A 17,428-nucleotide genomic window follows, 5' to 3' on the forward strand; every position below is an offset into this window, starting at 1 on the left:
CCCCGTGTGGGCACCGCCCGGCACACGGTTAGACGCGATCCGGTGAACGACCGGTCGACGGCCGTTCGGCCCATTTTCGAAGTAGTCCGAATGGGTAGGGGGACTAGCGTCGAAGCGTCGGGAGATGCCCTCGGAGGGAGACCGCGTCATGGCACGTCCCCGGATCGTGATCGTCGGGGCCGGGTTCGCCGGCTTCGCGGCGGCCCGCAAGCTCACCAAGCTGTCGAGTGGCAGCGCCGATATCGTCGTCATCAATCCGACCGACTACTTCCTCTACCTGCCGCTGCTGCCCGAGGTGGCCACCGGCCTGCTCGAACCGCGCCGGGTCACCGTCCCGCTCGCGACGGCGCTGCCGGGTGTCCGCGTGGTGCTGGGCAGCGTCGAGACCTTCGACCTGGACGGTCGGACGGTCACCGTGCGCGACCCGGAGGGCGCCACCCGCACGATCGGTTACCACCGGCTGGTGATCGCGGCCGGCAGCGTCAACAAGCTGCTGCCGGTGCCCGGGGTGGTGGAGCACGCGCACGGCTTCCGCGGCATCTCCGAGGCGCTCTACCTGCGCGACCACATCACCCGGCAGATCGAGATGGCCGCCGGCGCGGACGACGAGCGGGAGCGGCAGGCCCGCTGCACGTTCGTGGTGGCGGGCGCCGGTTACACCGGCACCGAGGTGGCGGCGCAGGGCGTGCTTTACACCGACGACCTGGTCAGATCTCGCCCCACGCTGCACGGGCGGCCGCGCTGGCTGCTGCTGGACACCGCCGAGCGGGTGCTGCCCTCGCTCGACCACCGGCTGGCCGACGCCGCCGACCAGGTGCTGCGCCGGCGCGGCGTCGAAGTGCTGATGAAGACGAGTGTGGAGGAGGCGACCGCGGACGGGGTGCGGTTGTCCAGCGGCGAGTTCGTGCCGACCCGGTCGCTGATCTGGTGTGTCGGGGTGCGACCCGACCCGCTGGTCGAAGGGCTCGGGCTGGCCACCGACCACGGCCGGCTCGTGGTCGACGAGTACCTCAACGTTCCGGGACGGCCGGACGTCTACGCGATCGGCGATGCCGCCGCCGTGCCCGACCTGACCATGCCCGGTGAGATCACCGGGATGACCGCCCAGCACGCGGTCCGGCACGGTGCGACCGCGGCGGGCAACATCGCGGCCACCTACGGGTACGGGCGCCGGCGCGCCTACAAGCATCACGACCTGGGGTTCGTCGTCGATCTGGGCGGGCTGGACTCGGCCGCCAATCCGCTTCGTATCCCGCTGCGGGGACTGCCCGCCAAGGTGGTCACTCGGGGCTATCACCTGCTGTCGATGCCGGGTAACCGGGTGCGGGTGGCCGGCGACTGGCTGCTCGACTCGCTGCTGGGCCGGCAGGGGGTTCAACTCGGGCTGATCCGGGGGAGCGCGGTGCCACTGGACAGCGGTAAGCCGTTCAGTCAGCCATGATCAGCCGGTTTGCGGGGCGGATGTCCTCTCGGACATACGCCTCACAAGTCATAATTCGGGCATGCGATCTCGTTGGCTCGGCGTGCTGGTCGCCGCCGTCACCATCGTCGCCGGCCCGACGCCCGCGCCGGCGGCCACCCCGAACGTCCCGGGCGCCGTCATGGCCCGATACACCTTCAACGCCCGAGCCGGGGTGATCGTCGACGAGTCCGGGCGCGGGCACACGCTGTCGGTGATCTCCGGGCACGGCGGTTCGGTCCGCTCGGTGGTCCACGGCCAGGGTGCGGCGCTCGCCTTCCCCTCCCCCTGCGCGGCCCGGGCGTCGATCTGCCCGCACGTCGCACTCCAGTCGCCCAGCACGCCCGACCTGAACCCCGGGACCAGGGACATCGCGTACGGCGCCGACGTGCTGCTCGCCCCCGGGCAGACCAGCAAGGGCCAGAACATCGTGCAGAAGGGTTACTCCACCACGAGCAGCCAGTGGAAGCTGCAGATCGACGGGGTGGCCGGCCGGCCCAGCTGCGTGCTGGTCGACCACCGCAAGCCGTTCATCCGGGTGGTGACCAGCTCGGTCACCGCCGCCGACGGGCGCTGGCACGCGATCGCCTGCCGCCGGACCGGCACCACCCTGGCGGTCTACCTCGACGGGGTGGTGCGCGGCAGCGTGACCGTGCCGGCCGGTCTGTCGGTGACCAACAACCGCCCGCTCAGCATCGGCGCCAAGGGTGCCTTCGCCGACAACGACCAGTTCAACGGCGCTCTAGACAACGTCTGGGTCGAGGTCGGCTAGGGCTTTCAGCACCTCGCTGCCCACCCCGGCGGCACTCTGCGGGTTCTGCCCGGTCACCAGGCGGCCGTCCCGCACCACCTGCGGCTGCCAGTTGGCCGCACCGACGTGCTTGGCGCCGGCCTGCTCGAGCCGGGTCTGCAGGGCGAACGGGACCACGTCGCTGAGGCCGACCGCGTCCTCCTCGGCGTTGGTGAACGCGGACACCGTGCGGCCGGCCACCAGGCGCTCGCCGTCGGACAGCCGGACGTCGACCAGGCCGGCCGGGCCGTGGCAGACCGCGCCGACCACGCCGCCGTGCTCGTAGACATCCCGGACCAGCGCCTGGAGCGCGGTCGAATCGGGGAAGTCCCACATCGTGCCGTGCCCGCCGGCCAGCACCATGGCGTCGTAGTCGGCCTGGTCGGCGTCGGACACCGCCCGGGTGCCGGCGAGCTGGCGGGCCACGTCCGCGTCGCCCAGGAAGCGCTCCTGCACCGGGTCCGAGCGGTCCTCGCCGTCCCGCGGCGGGGTGCCGCCGGCGATCGAGAGCAGGTCCACCGCGTAGCCGGCGTCCACGAACTCGGCCCACGGGTGCGCGGCCTCGCCCACGTAGTAGCCGGTCTTCTTCCCGGTGTCGCCGAGCGGCTCGTGGCTGGTCAGGACGATAGCGATTTTCTTGGTTGCCATGACCTCATGGTTCCCCCGCGACGACCCATCGAACAAATAGGCAACCCGGCGGCCTACCATCAGAAATCCTATGGATATCTCGCTGGACCTGCTGCGCACCTTCCTGGCCATCTACCGGGAAGGGTCGATCACCGGGGCGGCTCGGCGGCTCGGCGTCTCCCAGCCGACGGTGACCGCCCAGCTGCGCGCGCTGGAGACCGCGACGGACCGGCCGCTGTTCACCCGGCAACCCCGCGGCGTACGCGCCACTCCGGCCGCCGACCTGCTCGCCCGCCGGGTCGCCGACCCGCTCGACCAGCTGGCCGGGGTGCTGCACGGCGAGGACTCCGCGGTCGTCCACCTCGGCGGGCCCACCGAGTTCCTCACCGCCGTGGTGCTGCCCGCGCTGGGCGGCCTGGTCGCCGAGGGGCTGCAGCTGCGGGTCACGTTCGGGCTGTCCGACGGGCTGCTCGACGACCTGCGGGCCGGCGCCATCGACCTGGCCGTGCTCAGCGTGCGGCCACGGCAGCGCGGGATCCGGGCCGAGCCGCTCTGCGACGAGGAGTTCCTGCTGGTCGCGGCGCCCGGAGTGGCCGCCGGCCCGGAGGCGCTGGGCCGGGTGCCGCTGATCGCGTACGCCGAGGACCTGCCGATCGTGCGGCGCTACTGGCAGACCGAGTTCGGCAGCCGGCCGGCCCGGGACGGTGCGGTCGTGGTGCCCAACCTGCACGCCGTACTCGCCGTCGTGCTGGCCGGGGGCGGCTGGAGCGTGCTGCCGGAATACCTGTGCGCCGCCGACCTGGCCGCCGGGCGGCTGGTCAAGCTGCACGAACCGAAGCTGACCCCGCTGAACACCCTCTACCTGGCCTGGCGGGCGGGGGAGACCACCGGTGATCGAGTCGCCGCGGCGCTCAGGACGAAGCTCCGGTCGCGACCGCGTTGAGCAGGTCGGACTTCGACGTGTCGCCGGACAGCTCCCAGGCGAACGCGCCTCCGAGAGCCTTGCTCCGGGCGTACGCCATCTTGTCCTTGATGGTTGCTGGGGTGTCGTAGGACCACCATTGGGTGCCGCAGTGCGCGTAGGCGGTGCCGCCGGCCGTGCCGGTCGGCGGGCAGCGGACCGCCAGGACGTCGTAGTCCTCCAGGCCCTTCTCGAAGCGGCCGTCGGCCGGGCCGCTCGCCGATCCGCCCGGCTCGGTCGCCGTGACGCCGGTCCAGCCGCGGCCGTAGAAACCGATGCCGAGCAGGATCTTCTCCGCCGGAACGCCCAGCCTGAGCAACTCGTCGACGGTGGCCGAGGTGGTGTTGGACGTGCGCGGGATGCCGGGGTAGGCGGACAGCGGCGAGTGAGCCGCGGTGGTCTTCGCGTCGTCGGTGCCGAAGTAGTCGTAGGTCATCGCGCTCAGCCAGTTCGCCGTGCGGGACGCGGCCAGGTAATCGGTCGCCTTGAGCTTGCCGATGTCGCCGGAGACCGGGGCGCTGATCAGGGCGTCCGGTCCGAGCGCCGAGCGGAGGGCGGTCAGGACCGCGGGCAGCGCGTCCGGGCCGCTGGTGTCGCAGCTCAGGCCGCACGCGTTCGGGTACTCCCAGTCCACGTCGATGCCGTCGAACAGGCCGGCCCAGCGCGGGTCGCCGAGCAGGTCACGGCAGGAGGCGGCGAAGCCGGCCGGGTCGCGGGCCGCGGCGGTGAAGCCGTCCGAGCCGGTCCAACCGCCGAACGACCAGATCAGCCGCAGCCCGGGGTGTTTCGCCTTGAGCTTGCGCAGCTGACCGAAGTTGCCACGCAGCGTGGCGTCCGGGCGGTCGGCGACCCCGTCCACGCTGTCCGGGGCCGGCATCGGTTTCTGGTAGTCGGCCCACCCGTCCGAGGCCGCGCACCGGCCTTCGGTGACCTTGCCGAACGCGTACACCAGATGGGTGAGTTTGCCGGCGGCGCCGCTCGCGTCGAGATCTTTCACCTGGAAGTCGCGCCCGTAGACACCCCAGTTCGTGAAGTAGCCGACCACCTTGGCCGTCGGCCGTTCGGGTGCTGGTTCGGTCTTACCGGAACAGGCGAAGAGCGCCAGCGGCAGCAGAAGGACGGGAAGGGCTAGTCGGCGCACCGCGCCGAAGCTATCCGGAAGCGGGGGAGCGGCGGGCGGTCCGTCCCCCGAACGGGTGTGACTTCCATGCCGGGGTGATTCCCGGCACGGCGAGCCATCGAAACAGGCGTCTGTGCCATTGTTTTCCGGTGGCCGTAAGCCCGCACGAACCTCCGCCCGCGCCGACCACCAGGAACTTGCGCGGCGAGCTGCGCGTATTGATGAGCTGGCGGCGGGTCTTCAACCGGTTGCGGGCCGTGCTGCGCAGCGCCCTGGTCACCTTCGTGGTGCTGACCGCCACGCTGTGGCTGATGCCCGGCGTGGCCAGCGCCGACGTCGTGCAGACCCTGGGGCTGGTGCTGCTGGTCGCCGGGACCGGTGCGGTGCTGCGGCCGCTGCTGCTGGTCGGCATCGTCGCGCTCGGCGGCTGGGGGGCCATGCTGCTCGGCGTCGTCGCCCAGATCACGGTGATCGTGGTGGCCCTCGAACTCGACCCGGCCGAGCGGATCAGCGGCCTTCCGTCGCTGGTCGTCGCCGCGATCCTGGCCGTTGTGTTCGCCGCCATCATCGACTGGATGCTCGACTCCGGCTCCGACGACACGTTCGTCAAGGAGGCCAAGCGGCTCATGCGCGGGGTGCGACGGCGGCAGGTGCGGCAGGCCGGCGGGCCGTTCCTCACCCTGCGCCGGCCCCGCCAGGGCACCGAACCGGGCCTGCTCATGCTCCAGTTCGACGGGCTCTCCGAGCCGGTGCTGCGCTGGGCGGTGCGGGCCGGCAACCTGCCCACGCTCGGGCACTGGCTGCGCTCCGGCAGCCACGCCATGGTCGGCTGGCACACCGGGATGCCGTCGACCACGCCCGCCTCGCAGGCCGGCATCCTGCACGGCGCCTTCCGGCAGATCCCCGGCTTCCGGTGGTACGAGAAGGAGACCGGCAAGCTGATGGTCTCCAGCCGGCCCCGGGACGCGGCCTTGATCGAGCCGCGGTTGTCCGACGGGCGCGGGCTGCTGCGCGACGGCGGGGTCAGCATCGGCAACGCGTTCAGCGGGGACGCCGTGGTCAGCCTGCTCACGGTCAGCCACGCGGCGCTGCCCGGGCGCTCGGCGCGGGGCTGGGCGGCGTTCATGGCCTCGCCGTACGGCTTCACCCGGGCCCTCGTGCTCGGCGTCGGCGAGGTGTTCACCGAGCTGCACCAGGCCCGCCTCCAGCGCCGCCGCAACCTGCAACCCCGGGTCAGCCGCTCCGGCGCGTTCCTGGCCCTGCGCCCGGCCTCGATGCTGCTGCGCGACGTGAACATCTCGCTGATCGCCGAGCAGATGGCCCGCGGTGCCCCGGCCGTCTACTGCGACCTGGTCGACTACGACGAGGTGGCGCACCACGCCGGCCCGGCCCGGCCCGAGTCGATGCGGCAGCTGGAAAGCCTGGACCGGATGCTCGGGGTGTTGGAACGGCTCGCCCCCGAGGCGGCCCGGCGCTACCACATCGTCGTGCTCTCCGACCACGGTCAGAGCCAGGGCGCCACGTTCCGGCAGCGCTACGGCGAGACCCTCAAGGACCTGGTCGCGCGGCTTTCCGCGGACGACTCGGCGGCCCCCGAGACCCCGGCCGAGGAGGAGGGGACGGTGGAGGCTCCGCTGCTGGTGGTCTCGTCCGGCAACCTCTCCCTGCTCTACCTGACCCGGTTCCCGCATCGGCTGTGCCGGGCCGAGATCGACGAGGCCTATCCGCGGCTGGTGCCGGGGCTGGTCGCGCACCCGGGGATCGGCCTCGTGGTGGTCCGGGACGAGGACGGACCGGTCGCGCTCGGCACCTCCGGCCTGCACCGGTTGAGTGACGGCACGGTCGAGGGCGCCGACCCGCTGCTGCCGTACGGTCCGCACGCCCGCGCCGACCTGCTCCGCCACCAGGAGTCGATGCACGTCGGCGACCTGGTGCTGATCTCCTCGGTGGACCCGGTGACCGAGGAGGTCGCCGCGTTCGAGGAGCTGGTCGGCTCGCACGGCGGGCTGGGCGGCTGGCAGACCGAGGCGGTTCTGGTGCACCCGGCGCGGTGGCCGATCGGCCGGCCGGAACTCGACGGTCCGGACGCCGTGCACCGGCAGCTCGTCGAGTGGCTGGACATGCTCGGCCTGCGAACCCAGCCGGTCGGGGCCGACGAGTTGGAAGCCGGATCATCGACGCCGAGACTTTCCCGCGCGCACGACGGTTAAGGGTGTGTGCCCGCACTTCTCAGAGCCGTCGCGCTCGTCACCATCCTCCTTCTCGGCCTGCTCTTCGGCCTGCCGGCGCAGGCCACCGCGATCGGCAACCGGGTACTCGACTCCGCGCCCACGTTCAACGGGGGTGTCTACGCGATCGCCCAGCGCGGTCCGGTCGTCTACCTCGGCGGCGCGTTCACCAGCGCCACCTATCGGGGCCGCACCTACCCGCGGCTGCGGCTGGCGGCCCTGGACGCGCGCAGCGGCGCGCTGCTGAGCTGGGCGCCCGCGGCCGACGGCACGGTCCGGGCGCTGGTCTCGACCGAGGACAGCATCTTCGCGGCGGGTGACTTCCACGCCGTCGGCGGGCACGACCGCGACTCGCTGGCCCGGCTCAGCGCCGGCACCAGCGCGGTGCTTCCGTTCAAGCACACCCTGACCGGCACGGCGTACACGCTGACCAGCGGCAACGGTCGGCTCTACCTCGGTGGGAGCTTCACCGACGTGGACGGGCGCCAGCGGGCCGGGCTTGCCGCATTCTCGCTGAGGACCGGCGACCTGGACGATCGCTGGCGGCCCCGGGCCGACGACGCCGTGCACAGCCTCGTCGCCTATGGCGGTCAGGTGTTCGCCGGTGGCGGCTTCCACACCATCGACGAGGTGCGCGGCACCCTGCGGCTGGCCGTCATGCACGGCAAGACCGGCGAGGTCGACGAGGACTTCCTGCCGAAGGCGCCGGCCGAGGTGCGGTCCATCGCGGTGGACCAGGCCGGCGTGTACGCGGCCACGGCCGGGGTGGGCGGCCGGGCGATCGCCTACTCGTTCAAGGGGAAGGTGCGCTGGCAGCGGGTGTTCGACGGGGACGCGGCGGCGATCGCCACGGCCGGCGGCGTCACCTACGTCGGCGGTCATTTCGACAGCGCCTGCCTGACCGCCAAGAACGGCGTGCACGGCGCCTGTGTGGACGGCTCGCAGCCGCGCTACAAGCTGGCCGCGGTGACCGCGGCCGGGGAGCTGGCCCCCTGGGCGCCGCAGGGCAACGGCGTCATCGGGGTGCGGGTGCTGAGCGTCAACCCCGACACCGGCGTCCTGGTGGCCGGCGGCGACTTCACCACGATCAACGGCCTGGACCGGCGCCGGCTGGCGGTCTTCTGAGCGGTCTTTCGAGGGGGTTTTACAGGGCGCCGCGGCGCTTGGCGAACCGCTGGGTCACCTGCCACCAGCGGGTCGGGGTGAGCCGGATCAGCCAGTCGCCGGCCCGGGCCTCCTTGCTGATCAGCAGGCGGGAGCGGCGGGACTGGATGGCGGCGACGATCTGCCGGGCCGCCTCCTCGGCCGGGACGGTCAGCGCCGTCTGCTCGAACCGCCGGGCCTGCTCGGCCTGCTCACCCTCGGGGTCGGCGCCGCTCAGCCGGGCGTTGGCGGCGATGCCGGTCTTGATGCCGCCCGGATGCACGACGGTGACGCCGACGCCCAGCGGCTCGATCTCGTGGCGCAGCGCCTCGGTGAAGCCGCGCACGCCGAACTTGCTGGTCACGTAGGCGACCTGGCCGGGCGGGGCGATCAGGCCGAACAGGCTGCTCACGTTGACCAGGTGCGAACCCGGGCGGGCCAACAGCTGCGGCAGGAACGCCTTGGTCATCCGGATCACGGCATGCAGGTTGATCTCCAACAACCAGTCGAAATCGGACATCCGGTTCTGCTCGAACGTGCCCATCAGGGTCACGCCGGCGTTGTTGATCAAAAGATCTATCCCGCCGTGGCGGGAGGCGATCTCGGCGGCCAGGTCCAGCCGGTCGCCCCCATCGCTCAGATCGACGGTGTACGTCGTAACCTCCGCCGCACCCACCTCGCGGGCCAGGGCGGCCACCCGTTCGAGGCCCTCCGCGTCGACGTCGAGCAGCGCCAGCACCGCGCGCCGGCGGGCCAGCTCGAGGGCGACGGCCGCACCGATGCCACCGGCCGCCCCGGTGATCAGGCAGTTCCGCCCGGCGAACGCGAAACGCTTCATCGCGCGGTCCTTCCCTTGTAGAGGACGTCAACCCGATCACTCATCCGCCCATTATCGGCCCGGCGAACCGTAAGCTGCGGATCATGACAGCGCCTCGCTCGCAAGCCCCGCTCGTCAACCCGCAGGCGGTGCTCGCCCCGCTCACCGACGCCGCGGTCTTCCTGGTGCTCACCGTCCGGGAGGGCGGCGAGGCGACCGTGCGGGACCTGCTCGAGGACCTGAGCGGGCTGCAGCGCTCGGTCGGCTTCCGGTTGCCGGCCGCCGAGTTGTCCTGCGTCACCGGCATCGGCCGCGAGCTGTGGGACCGGCTGTTCAGCGGGCCGCGCCCGGCCGAGCTGCACCGGTTCCGGGCCTGGAAGGGTCCGCGGCACACCGCCCCGTCGACCCCGGGTGATCTGCTCTTCCACATCCGGGCCGGGCAGATGGACGTCTGCTTCGAGCTGGCCTCGAAGATCGCCGAGCGGCTCGCACCCGTCGCCGACGTCGTCGACGAGACGCACGGCTTCAAGTACTTCGACGAGCGCGACCTGCTCGGTTTCGTCGACGGCAGCGAGAACCCGACCGGCGACGAGGCCTCCCGGCACGTGCTGATCGGCGACGAGGACCCGGATTTCGCCGGCGGCAGCTACGTCCTGGTGCAGAAATACCTGCACGACCTGTCCGCCTGGAACGAGCTCACCGTCGAGCAGCAGGAGGCGGCGATCGGCCGGACCAAGCTCGACAACATCGAGCTGCGCGACAAGGCGGCCAATTCGCACGTCGCGCTCAACACGGTCGACGACCCGGACGGCAACGAGCTGAAGATCATGCGGGACAACATGCCGTTCGGCTCGATCAAGGACGGCGAGTTCGGCACCTACTACATCGCGTACGCGGCCACGCCGGACGTGCCCGAGCTGATGCTGCGCCGCATGTTCCTCGGCGACCCGCCCGGCAACTCCGACCGGATCCTCGACTTCTCGACCGCGGTGACCGGTTCGCTGTTCTACGTGCCGACCGCCGAGTTCCTCGACGACTTACCGGAGTAGCTCGGCCAGGTCGGCCAGGGTGGTCAGCCGGACGTCGCCGTCCAGGCCGCGCAGCGCGGCGGTGCGGGCGCCGGCCGCCCGGGCCGCCTGCAGGCCCACCTCGGCGTCCTCCACCACCAGGCAGTTCGCCGGGTTCTTGCCGAGCAGCTCGGCCGCTCGCAGGTAGCCGGCCGGGTCGGGCTTGCCGGCCAGGACGTCGTCGGTGGTCACCAGCACCGGCGCCAGGATGCCGGCCGCGTCCAGCCGGGCCTTCGCCAGCCGGGCGTCCGCACTGGTCACCACGGCCCACGGCAGGCCGCGCCGGGCCAGCACGTCGAGCAGTTCGAGGGCGCCGGGGGCGGCCACGACGTCGGCGAGATCGTCGTACTGCAACTCGAGCTGGCGGGCCGAGGCACGCCGCATGTCCTCCTCGGCCAGGTGCGGGAGCAGCTTGCGGACGGTGGTCGCGCTGGGTGCGCCGTGCGCCATCTCGTACGCCGCCGGGCCGTCCACGCCGTACTCCTCGCCCCAGGCCAGCCAGGACCGCTCGACCGCGCCGTCGGAGTCGACCAGCGTGCCGTCCATGTCGAAGAGCACCGCCTCGGTCTCCGCCTTGATATCCGCCACCTAATGCCTCCACAGCTCCGCCATAGTCGCCCTGGCCAGTCTCCCTGGTTGGCAGGAACGAACCGAGGGAGATCCGAAACGATGACCGTTTACGACCATTCGACCCGTTCGTCCGGCGAGCCCTCGACCTGGCCCCCGGCCGGTGGCTACCACTCCGACCCCGATGATTACTACACCGATCCGCCGCCGACCACTCAGTTCCTCGCGGCTGCGCCGATCCCGGCCGGTCACCGGGACGAGGTGACGATGAACGGTCGGTACCGGGTCGAGGCGCCGCTGCGGGAGCGGTATCGCGAAGACGTGCCGGCGGACTTGCCGAGCCGGCCGCCCGCCGAGTGGACGCCGGCCCACGCCGATGGCCCGCCGCCGGCCTGGACGCCACCGGAGAAGGGCGCGGCCGGGCCGGCCGCGGCGCCGAAGAACAAGCGGCTCGCGCTGGTCGGCGGGATCGTGGCGGTGGCCGTGGCCGGCTCCGGGGTCACCGCCGGGATCATGGCGGCGGTCGGCGGCGGGAGCTCGGCCGCGTCCGGACCGGGCGGCGGCCAGGGAATCGGCCAGGGCGGTCCGGGCGGTACGCAGAACGCGGCGACCGCGCTGCACGGGACGTATGTGGTGTCCGACGGCAACGGCGGTTACACCACGCAACTCACTCAGACCGGGACGGTCTCCACGATCAGCGGCACGTCGATCACGGTGAAGAGCGACGACGGCTACAGCAAGACGTACGTGATCAGCACCTCGACGACGGTCGGGACCGGGCGGATCGCCGATGTGCTCAAGGGGCACACCGTGCGGATCGTGGCGACCAGCGTCAAGCAGAAGATCACCGCCAGTTCGATCACCGACACCAGCCTCGCCGGCGCCGCGCCCGCCGGGAACTGACCCCCTCGGGGCTGCTCTGTGTGGCGGTGCGCACCACCGGGGCTGCGGGGCCCTGGTGCGTATCGCCGGACAGAGCAGCCCGCCCCGATCAGATCGGGACGGGCTGTGGTGGTGCGCTGGTCAGCGACCGGTCGCCCGGCGCGGGGCGCGACGGGTGGCAGCGGGCTGCTCGGTGGTCGCCGGACCCGCCGTCGTGGCCCGGCCGGTGCGGGTGGTGGCGGCACCGGCCGCCCGGGGCGCCGCGCCGCGGGCCGTGGACGCCGCGGGGGCGGCCTTGGCTGCCGCGGCGGACTTGGTGGTCCGGGTGGTCCGCGGGGTCCGGGCGGCCGGGGTCGTGGCTGCGGCAACGGGCTCATCCACCGGCTCCGGAACGGCCGGGGCGGCCGGCTCCAGGGCGGCCGGGGCGGCCGGTTCCGGGATGGCCGCGGTGACCGGCTCGGCGGGCGGCTCGGCGACCGCCTCGGGGGCCGGGGCGGCGGTGGCCACGGCCGGGACGGACGCGGCGGCCTCGAGGTCGCGCGCCTTCTCCCGGCGGATCAGGTCGGCGAGGACCGCCTTGTCGTACTTCGCGTCGCTGTCGGCGGCGCGGCTCTTCGCCTTCGCCGCCCGGGCGATCGCCTTCTTGCGTGCCTTGGCCAGGCGGGCACGGTCACGTTCCTGGGTCTTGAGCGAACGCTTGAGACGCTTCGCCTCGGCCTCGACGTTGCGCAGGGCCTGCTTCTGCTGCTGGGTTAGCTCGGCGTTGCCGCGGAGCCGGTTGTCCAGTTCGGCGACGGCCTGACGGGCCTTCTCGGCGGCGGCACCGGCGGCCGCGGACTGCGCACGACGACGGTCGAGCTGAGGGGTGGTCACGAACTCTCCTTCCGTTTCGCACCCTCCGGCGATCGAGCGTCAGCTCTGCGGTTCCTCGACAGGCTCGTCGGCCGGTTCCGCGGCGACGTCCGCAGCGGTGCGGGCTCGTCGGCGTTTGATGTGCCGGAGGTGCAGGGTGACGTAGACGACCACCGCGAGGGTGATGATGGCGATCGCCCACCATTTGTAGCGATGCGCGTGCTCGATGATCTCGACGAGATGCGTTCCGAACACGTACGCGACACTCGTCCACCAGCCGACCCAGATGGCCGCCCCGATCGTGTTGTAGATCAGGAACGTGCGCCACGGCATCGCGGTGATTCCCGCGATCACGCCGTTGAACTGCCGGAGACCGTCGATGAAACGAGCGATGACGACAATACGTCCCCCGCGTCGTGCGAAGAAACCTTCGGCCCGGGCCAGACGCTCGGGGGTGAGGAAGACGTACTTTCCCCAGCGGTGCACGGCCTTGCGCCCGCCGCGCACACCGATCCAGTAACCGATGTTGTCGCCGAGCACGGCCGCGACGAATGCGACCGCCGCGACACCGAAGATGTTGAGCCGGCCGGCGCCGGCGTAGATGGCCGCGGCCACCATGATCGTCTGACCGGGCGCGGGAACCCCGAAACTTTCCACGCCGATCATGGCCGCGACGGCCGTGTAGCCCCATCGATCGAGGATCGGGGCGACGCCGTGCAGGAATCCGGGAAGGTCGGCAGGAGGTGGCATCGGGTACCTACGGTAGCCGGGCCCGGGTGCGGGAAACCTGTGGAGTCACTACTTCTGGATGATCCCCTAATGGGTGGCCAGTTCGCCGGCCCGTGGCGTGGTGCGGCCGAGCCGGGCGCGGATCGCCGGGATGGGCAGGGTCGGGATGGTACGGCGGAGCCGGGCGATGCCCCGCAGGTCCTCGCGGGCGGTGGCCACGATGTCGACCTTGCTGTTCGGATCGTCCACCCAGTCGACCGGCACCTCGTGGGTGCGCAGGCCGGTCCGCTCGGCCAGCACCAGCAGCTCGGTGTCGAAGAACCAGTTGGTGTCCTGCACCAGCGGCAGCAGCTGGTGGGCCACGTCGGCCCGGATGGCCTTGAAGCCGCACTGGGCGTCGGAGAAGCGGGCGCCGAGGGTGGCCCGCAGGATCAGGTTGTAACCGCGCGAGATGAACTCGCGCTTCGGCCCGCGCACGACCCGGGAGCCGCGCTTGAGCCGGGAGCCGATGGCCAGGTCGGAGTGGCCGGAGACGAGCGGCGCGACCAGCGGCAGCAGGCCGGCGAGATCGGTGGACAGGTCCACGTCCATGTACGCCAGCACGTCGGCGTTCGAGTTGAGCCAGGTGTACTTCAACGCCCGTCCACGACCCTTGTCGGCCAGGTAGACCGCCGTCACCTCGGGCAGCTCGACCGCGAGCCGCCCGGCGATCAGCGGCGTCTCGTCGGTGCTCGCGTTGTCGGCGATGGTGATCCGGAAGGGGTACGGCAGCACCGAGAGCAGGTAGCCGCGGAGCCGGCGCACGCTTCGCTCGAGGTCGGCCGCTTCGTTGTAGACGGGGATCACCACGTCGAGTACTGGTCTCATGCGGTCAAAGATCGTGCGCGGCACTTTCTACCGGGTGTGGCGTAACTGTGCCGGCTCTGTGAAAGTCGTCTGGTGATCAGGCGTACCGGACTTGCTCTTGCCGCCCTGGCCGTCGGTACGTTCGCGATCGGCATGACCGAGTTCGTGATCACCGGACTGCTGCCGGACATCGCGACCGACCTCGGCGTCTCGATCCCCACCGCCGGCCTGCTCATCTCCGGATACGCGCTGAGCGTACTGTTCGGCGGCCCGGTCATGACCTACTTCGTGGCGCATCGCCGGCGCAAGCCGGTGCTGATCTCGCTGCTGTTCTTCTTCGTGGCCGGCAACGTGCTGTGCGCGCTGGCCCCGACCTACTCGGTGATGCTGAGCGGCCGGATCCTGGCGGCGCTCGCCCACGGGTCGTACATCGGCTTCGCCACCATCGTGGCCGGTGACCTGGTCGCGCCGAACCGGCGCAGCAGCGCCATCGCGGCCATGCTCAGCGGCCTCACCGCGGCGACCGTGGCCGGTGTTCCGCTCGGCACCCTGCTCGGCCAGCAACTCGGCTGGCGGTCCACCTTCTGGGCGATGGCCGTGCTGGGCCTGGTGGCGGCGCTGGCCACCGCGGCGCTGGTGCCGGACACCCCGGGTGGCGGCGCGGCGCGCAGTCAACTGGCCGCGTTCCGCAACCCGGCGGTCTGGCTGGCGCTGGGGATGACCGCGCTCGCGTTCGGCGCGGTCTACGCGCCGTTCACCTACATAGCGCCGCTGATGACCGACGTGGCGGGCTGGGCGCCGGGTGCGCTGCCGTGGCTGCTGGCGCTCTTCGGGCTGGGCCTGGTGGTCGGCAACGTCATCGGCGCGCGGGCGGCGGATCGCCGTCTGATGGGGACGATCGTGGCGGCCTCGGTCGCGATGCTGGTGGTTCTGGTGGCGTTCGCCTGGACCTCGCACGCGAAGTTCCCGGCGACGGTGACGCTGTTCGTTCTCGGCGTGGTCGCGTACGCCACCGTGCCGGGCCTGACCACCCGGGTGATCACGGCGGCCGACGGCGAGGCGCAGAACCTGCTCGCGTCGTCGGCCGCGGTCAGTGCCTTCAACCTGGGCAATGCGGCCGGTGCGTACTTCGGTGGCCGGGTGATCGCGGCCGGCTGGGGTTACGACGCGACCCCGCTGGTCGGTGCCGCGATGGAGGTGGGCGCGCTCGGACTGGCGGCGATCCTGCTGCTCACCGCGCGGCGGCAAACGATGATGGTTGGCAATTTGTAGTCATGGGTATCAGTCGGCGCGGAAGCAACCCCCCGCTGATTGGAGCGCTCCCATGTTGGTCGTCGGCCTGATTCTTTTGCTGATCGGTATTTTCGCCCACATCTCGATCCTCACCACGATCGGCATCATCCTGCTGATCGTCGGCGCCGTCTTCTGGATCCTCGGCTCGGTCGGTCGTCCGATCGGTGGCCGGAAATATTGGTATTGATGCATATGCACCATAGATGACCATCACTTCCGCCGAGCGGCTCCGTAGATCGAGCCGTTCGGCGGAGTCGTTTCCCTTGATCAACTGCTTAGCTCGGTGGTCGTTTCCCGCCGAGAAGGGCGATCATGGGGGCTCACAGGCTCATTTCGGCGCGCCGCAACGTGAAGGTCAAAGCGGCGCTCAGCGCCCTGATCCTCGCGGCGTCGTCGTTCACACTGGCCCAGGCTGATGCCGGGGCCGCGACCGCGTACTCCACCGTCCAACCCGGAGCTTTCACGGGATACGCCTTCGACGCGTGCACGGCGCCGTCCAGCAAGTCGATGGCCGCGTGGCGCGCCAACTCGCCGTACAAGGCGATCGGGATCTACATCGGTGGCGCCGCCCGCGGCTGCACGCAGGCCAACCTCACCGCCGCGTGGGTGCAGGAACAGGTCACCGCCGGCTGGAAGCTGCTGCCGATCTACGTCGGACCGCAGGCCACCTGCGCCACGGTGACCAAGAAGACACTGATCGACAACCAGAACGCGCAGGCGCAGGGCCGGACCGTGGCCGGCGACGCGGTCACCCAGGCCACCGCGCTCGGACTGGCCAAGCAGTCGATCATCATCTACGACCTCGAGGCGTACAACACCAGCGACGCCACCTGCCGAGCCGGCATCCTGAGCTTCCTCAACGGCTGGACCGTCCGGCTGCACGAACTGGGTTACCTCTCCGGGTTCTACTCGAGCGTCAGCTCCGGCATCGCCGACCAGATCGCCGTCTACAACACGTCCGGCTACGCCCGGCCCGACTACATCGACTTCGCCCGGTGGGACCAGGTCGTCACCACCACCGACGCGAAGATCCCGGCCACCGCCTGGCCCGGCAAGCGCCGGATGAAGCAGTACCGCGGCGGTCACACCGAGACCTACGGCGACGTGACCATCAACATCGACAACAACTACGTCGACTTCGCACCGCCGCCCTCCGCCACGATGGCCGACTTCAACGGCAACGGCTTCGCGGACTTCATGGCCAAGCAGACGTCGAACGGCAACGTCTACGTCTACCCAGGCAACGGGACCGGGATCAGCTCGCGGATCACGGTGGCCACCAACTGGAAGTCGATGAACGCGATCATCCGGATCGGTGACCTCAACCGGGACGGCAAGGAGGACGTGATCGCCCGGCAGACCAACGGCGATCTGTGGTTCTACCCCGGCACCGGCACCGGCTTCGGCACCCGTAAGAAGCTCGCCACCAAACAGACCGCGATCCGTGAGCTCACCGCGGCCGGCGACCTGAACAAGGACGGCTACCCGGACATGGTCGCCGTCCAGGGCGGCACGCTCTATCTCTACCCGGGTGCCGCCGGTGCGAAGTTCGGCGCCCGCAAGGCGATCTACAGCGCCGGCTGGACCACCCTGTACGAGCTGTCCGGGGTGGGCGACTTCAACCGGGACGGTTACCCCGACCTGGTGGCCCGGCAGAACTCGACCGGCACCCTGTTCCTGTTCCCGGGCAAGAAGGGCGCCTACGGCAGCAACAAGACGTCGCTCGGCACCGGCTGGAACGGCGTTCGCGACATCGTCGGCGTCGGCGACTTCGACCGGGACGGCTACACCGACCTGGTCGGGGTCCGCACCAAGGACTCCGCCCTGCTGCTGTGGCGCGGCAACGGCAAGTCGCTGAGTTACAAGACGCTCTACAGCGCCTTCAAGGGCTCGACACCGCTGGCCTGACCAGGCATAGCAAAAGGCCGGCCCGAACCGGGCCGGCCTTTCGCTGTCCAAAAAGAGGTAAGGCCTAGATCTCGTCGCCGGCCAGCTGGCCGCGCAGCTTCGTGAGCGCCTTGGTGAGCAGGCGGGACACGTGCATCTG

At 71.2% G+C, this 17,428-nt stretch carries 16 protein-coding genes and 1 pseudogene; 10 read left to right on the plus strand and 7 right to left on the minus strand.

Annotation, left to right across the window (positions count from 1 at the left end; all coding sequences use genetic code 11):
- Window positions 1-148 precede the first annotated feature (148 nt).
- Window positions 149-1,441, plus strand: coding sequence for an NAD(P)/FAD-dependent oxidoreductase (locus Ato02nite_RS28235; RefSeq protein ID WP_213009670.1), 1,293 nt, complete (start codon window positions 149-151; stop codon window positions 1,439-1,441).
- A gap of 61 nt (window positions 1,442-1,502) precedes the next feature.
- The gene (locus tag Ato02nite_RS28240) at window positions 1,503-2,231 is read left to right on the plus strand and encodes a LamG-like jellyroll fold domain-containing protein (protein WP_213009671.1); all 729 of its coding nucleotides are present in this window, start codon (window positions 1,503-1,505) and stop codon (window positions 2,229-2,231) included.
- Here the strand turns inward: Ato02nite_RS28240 and Ato02nite_RS28245 are convergent.
- Window positions 2,202-2,897, minus strand: coding sequence for a type 1 glutamine amidotransferase domain-containing protein (locus Ato02nite_RS28245; protein WP_213009672.1), 696 nt, complete (start codon window positions 2,895-2,897; stop codon window positions 2,202-2,204). The two genes, Ato02nite_RS28240 and Ato02nite_RS28245, sit on opposite strands and share 30 nt — an antisense overlap.
- A 70-nt stretch (window positions 2,898-2,967) precedes the next feature.
- On the opposite strand from Ato02nite_RS28245, the gene Ato02nite_RS28250 reads away from it, so the two are divergent.
- On the plus strand, window positions 2,968-3,819 hold the full coding sequence (locus tag Ato02nite_RS28250) for a LysR family transcriptional regulator (protein ID WP_213009673.1): 852 nt from the start codon (window positions 2,968-2,970) through the stop codon (window positions 3,817-3,819).
- On the opposite strand, the gene Ato02nite_RS28255 is transcribed toward Ato02nite_RS28250, so the two are convergent.
- Window positions 3,788-4,978: a glycoside hydrolase family 18 protein gene (locus Ato02nite_RS28255; RefSeq protein ID WP_246607489.1), complete on the minus strand. Its 1,191-nt coding sequence runs from the start codon at window positions 4,976-4,978 to the stop codon at window positions 3,788-3,790. The two genes, Ato02nite_RS28250 and Ato02nite_RS28255, sit on opposite strands and share 32 nt — an antisense overlap.
- A 128-nt stretch (window positions 4,979-5,106) precedes the next feature.
- Between Ato02nite_RS28255 and Ato02nite_RS28260 the strand changes: the two genes are divergently transcribed.
- On the plus strand, window positions 5,107-7,167 hold the full coding sequence (locus Ato02nite_RS28260) for an alkaline phosphatase family protein (protein WP_246607490.1): 2,061 nt from the start codon (window positions 5,107-5,109) through the stop codon (window positions 7,165-7,167).
- A gap of 6 nt (window positions 7,168-7,173) precedes the next feature.
- Window positions 7,174-8,310, plus strand: coding sequence for a hypothetical protein (locus Ato02nite_RS28265; protein WP_246607491.1), 1,137 nt, complete (start codon window positions 7,174-7,176; stop codon window positions 8,308-8,310).
- A gap of 19 nt (window positions 8,311-8,329) precedes the next feature.
- On the opposite strand, the gene Ato02nite_RS28270 is transcribed toward Ato02nite_RS28265, so the two are convergent.
- Window positions 8,330-9,166: an SDR family NAD(P)-dependent oxidoreductase gene (locus Ato02nite_RS28270; protein WP_213009674.1), complete on the minus strand. Its 837-nt coding sequence runs from the start codon at window positions 9,164-9,166 to the stop codon at window positions 8,330-8,332.
- Window positions 9,167-9,249: 83 nt separating this feature from the next.
- On the opposite strand from Ato02nite_RS28270, the gene Ato02nite_RS28275 reads away from it, so the two are divergent.
- Complete coding sequence (locus Ato02nite_RS28275; protein ID WP_213009675.1) at window positions 9,250-10,194, plus strand: Dyp-type peroxidase; 945 nt, start codon at window positions 9,250-9,252, stop codon at window positions 10,192-10,194.
- Here Ato02nite_RS28275 and Ato02nite_RS28280 read toward each other — a convergent pair.
- Window positions 10,183-10,800 (minus strand): HAD-IA family hydrolase, encoded by a 618-nt coding sequence (locus Ato02nite_RS28280; protein WP_213009676.1) that lies wholly within the window; start codon window positions 10,798-10,800, stop codon window positions 10,183-10,185. The two genes, Ato02nite_RS28275 and Ato02nite_RS28280, sit on opposite strands and share 12 nt — an antisense overlap.
- Window positions 10,801-10,881: 81 nt before the next feature.
- On the opposite strand from Ato02nite_RS28280, the gene Ato02nite_RS28285 reads away from it, so the two are divergent.
- Window positions 10,882-11,682 (plus strand): hypothetical protein, encoded by an 801-nt coding sequence (locus Ato02nite_RS28285; RefSeq protein WP_213009677.1) that lies wholly within the window; start codon window positions 10,882-10,884, stop codon window positions 11,680-11,682.
- 120 nt (window positions 11,683-11,802) lie between these two features.
- Here Ato02nite_RS28285 and Ato02nite_RS28290 read toward each other — a convergent pair whose 3' ends face one another.
- The 3 genes and pseudogenes from Ato02nite_RS28290 to Ato02nite_RS28300 form a co-directional block, all read right to left on the minus strand.
- Entirely contained in the window at window positions 11,803-12,534 is a 732-nt protein-coding gene (locus tag Ato02nite_RS28290; protein ID WP_213009678.1) for a hypothetical protein, read from the minus strand.
- 39 nt (window positions 12,535-12,573) lie between these two features.
- Window positions 12,574-13,263, minus strand: coding sequence for a DedA family protein (locus Ato02nite_RS28295; protein ID WP_213009679.1), 690 nt, complete (start codon window positions 13,261-13,263; stop codon window positions 12,574-12,576).
- 102 nt (window positions 13,264-13,365) lie between these two features.
- Window positions 13,366-14,109 (minus strand): annotated as a pseudogene (locus tag Ato02nite_RS28300) (dolichyl-phosphate beta-glucosyltransferase); the annotation flags it as partial.
- A gap of 72 nt (window positions 14,110-14,181) precedes the next feature.
- On the opposite strand from Ato02nite_RS28300, the gene Ato02nite_RS28305 reads away from it, so the two are divergent.
- From Ato02nite_RS28305 to Ato02nite_RS28315, 3 genes are all read left to right on the plus strand, one after another.
- Complete coding sequence (locus Ato02nite_RS28305; protein WP_213009681.1) at window positions 14,182-15,360, plus strand: MFS transporter; 1,179 nt, start codon at window positions 14,182-14,184, stop codon at window positions 15,358-15,360.
- 52 nt (window positions 15,361-15,412) lie between these two features.
- The gene (locus tag Ato02nite_RS28310; RefSeq protein WP_213009682.1) at window positions 15,413-15,568 is read left to right on the plus strand and encodes a DUF6131 family protein; all 156 of its coding nucleotides are present in this window, start codon (window positions 15,413-15,415) and stop codon (window positions 15,566-15,568) included.
- A gap of 125 nt (window positions 15,569-15,693) precedes the next feature.
- On the plus strand, window positions 15,694-17,289 hold the full coding sequence (locus Ato02nite_RS28315) for a glycoside hydrolase domain-containing protein (protein ID WP_213009683.1): 1,596 nt from the start codon (window positions 15,694-15,696) through the stop codon (window positions 17,287-17,289).
- Window positions 17,290-17,428 lie beyond the last annotated feature (139 nt).

This window comes from Paractinoplanes toevensis, from assembly GCF_018332695.1.
Lineage (GTDB): Bacteria > Actinomycetota > Actinomycetes > Mycobacteriales > Micromonosporaceae > Actinoplanes > Actinoplanes toevensis.